Raw genomic sequence first — 2,321 nt, 5'->3', positions numbered from 1 at the left:
CACACCTTAACTGCGCGTTATATGCCAGTAATCAGGAAGTCGATAGCAGCAATAATCTCGTTTCTAAAAGTGCTTAAATCATTTACCGAATCACGCAAGATCTTGGTTGGTACACTCGCCATTTGGTGAGTTAGGATTACGAAGTCACCTTCATCAATGTGGATCACTGGGCATAGGTGAGTAGGGGCTTTCTTCTCTAACATTTCAACCGGTGTTAATGGAATCACTAGTCGGGTATTCAGTGTATCAAGCATTTCACTTTGAACATCAACAAAGTATGGGTAAGCGGTAGCAGTGCTTTTATCGTTATTTTGGTATAGTGAAAACTGTGACATTAGAATACTCGGTAAGAATCAGAAAATAGACCGTGATTTTCGGTTAGTTCATTGCAAGCGTTGATAGCATCTGCATTTTGCTCTAACCACTCAGTCTTACGGCGCTGATTTACTTCTTTTTCAAGGGCTTTTTCCATTGTTGCCGAGAGGTTTATGTTTAGGCGCTTAGCTTCAGCGAGTAACTCGCTATTTAAGCTTAAGTTTGCAGCCTTCTTGGGTGCTTGCGTACTATATGCGTTTCTCATGACAATTACCTATGCGTATTTATGGTGCGCATTAAGTATAGGCGCACGAAAGGCATATAACAAACAATTTAAGAGTGATTCGCCACGCTTGGCATTTTTAGTTTGGGTTTAGTTTAGTGTTTACGGCGTCTAAGTTGAGTGCAGTGGTAGCGTGGCTCACACCTTAATTGGGCGTTATAAGCACTGGCACAGCTCTAAGAATTCAAACGTTCATTCTTTAATCAAACTCTTAATTGGTATATATGCACAATGATGCACCTCTATGTTAAGGAGGTGTATATGCCAAAAATTTATGAGTACTTAGGGATAGTTCTATTTTTTTACAGCAATGAGCATGAGCCGATTCACATACATGGTAAGTTTCAAGGTAAAGAATCTAAGGCGGAAATTCACCTAAAGAATGGACGTATAACAAGAGTTGTAGTCAAAGATAAGGGGACTGGGTTAGAGTCTAAGAAGAAGCGAGAGTTTCAAGACTTTGTTCACTGTTATGCGGAAGATATAGTGGATAAGTGGATAGACTACTTTGTAAAGAAGAAACATGTAAGTCCAATGATAATTACGAAGAAGGTTAAAAATGTCAGAGTTATCGGTGGTTAGAGCAACGCATCTTACTGGTCACATATTAGAAATCGAGTTTAGTGATAGTCATATTTCAATCGTGGACTTCGCACCATTTATTTTTGGTAATGGTCACCCAGACTATGATGTGTATAAAGACGTTTCTCACTTTTTGAAGTTTGACCTACTTGATGGGAATCTAAACTGGGATGATTACACAATGATTTTTCCTATCGGTGATCTATACCAAAACAAATTGTAATAGTGCTTCTAACAAACTGTTTAAGAGTGATTCGCAACGCTTGGCATTTTTGCTATGCGTTGCGTTTAGCGTTTAAGATGGCATGCGGCGGCTCCAGTATTGCGTTGCTCACACCTTAACAGGGCGTTAAGTGCCTGAATTAGATATCGAGGAAAAAGTGTTAAATAAAAAGTTGTACGATGAAGTTGTTACCTACCATAAAGAAAACAAAATAGTTAACTACATTATATTAGCTTGTATTCTGGTTGTTGTGCTTTGCCAGATATCTCAAGATATGCCTGTTTTGTTTGGCTGGAATGTTAACATTGTAAACTATTACAAGGTCGTTGCTGGGGACTTATCTATTGGTTATCTGGTAAGTGCCATATTCTACATACTGGTTGTTTACTACCCACAAAGGAAAAAGCAGCTCATAGTTAAAACGAAGACTTCAATACTCTTTGCGCGTCTTCAAACTCAGCTACGGACCATTACATCAAATTTTGTCAATGCTATCGGCATTGAGGTTGACGCATCTTCAGGTTTGCCAGATGAATATAATGAAAAAATAGATAGGATAAATGTTCTCTCGTTAATGTCTAAAGTGGAAAGTGAGGGCCCTTGGGGCACCCATACTTACCTCGATGAAGTGATTAAAGCCTCAGCAGAAATTGAAAGCCTAAAAACTAAGTTAATCCCATTCTTGGCTTATATGGATCACCAAGAACTAGATTTGTATACAGATTTGGAAGAAATCTTCATATTTGAAAATATGGATAAACTAAGTGAGTGGCCACCTAAAGAAAGTTTGTTTACTCATGAATTTTCTTACATTGTCTCGGCATATTACAAGTGTCAAAAAGTCGTTACCGGACATGTTAAGCATGCCGTGAAGTTTGAAACTGAGTCGGACGGCACTTAACAAACTGTTCAAGAGGG

At 38.6% G+C, this 2,321-nt stretch carries 5 protein-coding genes; 3 read left to right on the top strand and 2 right to left on the bottom strand.

Translation table 11 applies throughout. The features are described 5' to 3' along the window. Positions 1–17: 17 nt before the first annotated feature. Entirely contained in the window at positions 18–335 is a 318-nt protein-coding gene (locus BCT11_RS27595; RefSeq protein WP_102390000.1) for a CcdB family protein, read from the bottom strand. Beyond that, on the bottom strand, positions 335–580 hold the full coding sequence (locus tag BCT11_RS27590; protein WP_026050326.1) for a type II toxin-antitoxin system CcdA family antitoxin: 246 nt from the start codon (positions 578–580) through the stop codon (positions 335–337). The genes BCT11_RS27595 and BCT11_RS27590 overlap by 1 nt, the downstream gene beginning before the upstream one ends. 279 nt (positions 581–859) lie before the next feature. Here BCT11_RS27590 and BCT11_RS27585 point away from each other — a divergent pair, with 279 nt between their 5' ends. The 3 genes from BCT11_RS27585 to BCT11_RS27570 all read left to right on the top strand — a co-directional run bounded on the left by BCT11_RS27585 (position 860) and on the right by BCT11_RS27570 (position 2,304). Beyond that, positions 860–1,180, top strand: a complete 321-nt coding sequence (locus BCT11_RS27585; RefSeq protein ID WP_102389999.1) for a DUF4160 domain-containing protein — start codon at positions 860–862, stop codon at positions 1,178–1,180. Then, entirely contained in the window at positions 1,158–1,403 is a 246-nt protein-coding gene (locus tag BCT11_RS27580; RefSeq protein ID WP_025523863.1) for a DUF2442 domain-containing protein, read from the top strand. The genes BCT11_RS27585 and BCT11_RS27580 overlap by 23 nt, the downstream gene beginning before the upstream one ends. Positions 1,404–1,533: 130 nt before the next feature. Continuing rightward, entirely contained in the window at positions 1,534–2,304 is a 771-nt protein-coding gene (locus BCT11_RS27570) for a hypothetical protein (RefSeq protein WP_102389997.1), read from the top strand. Positions 2,305–2,321: the final 17 nt, after the last annotated feature.

The organism is Vibrio sp. 10N.222.52.B12 (assembly GCF_002875385.1).
Taxonomy (GTDB): Bacteria; Pseudomonadota; Gammaproteobacteria; order Enterobacterales; family Vibrionaceae; genus Vibrio; species Vibrio jasicida.
This window is presented reverse-complemented; position numbering and strand designations above follow the sequence as displayed.

Coding starts and splice junctions, on each gene's coding strand:
- BCT11_RS27590 (WP_026050326.1), bottom strand. CDS start 580: ATGAGAAACGCATATAGTACGCAAGCACCCAAGAAGGCTGCAAACTTA.
- BCT11_RS27580 (WP_025523863.1), top strand. CDS start 1,158: ATGTCAGAGTTATCGGTGGTTAGAGCAACGCATCTTACTGGTCACATA.
- BCT11_RS27595 (WP_102390000.1), bottom strand. CDS start 335: ATGTCACAGTTTTCACTATACCAAAATAACGATAAAAGCACTGCTACC.
- BCT11_RS27585 (WP_102389999.1), top strand. CDS start 860: ATGCCAAAAATTTATGAGTACTTAGGGATAGTTCTATTTTTTTACAGC.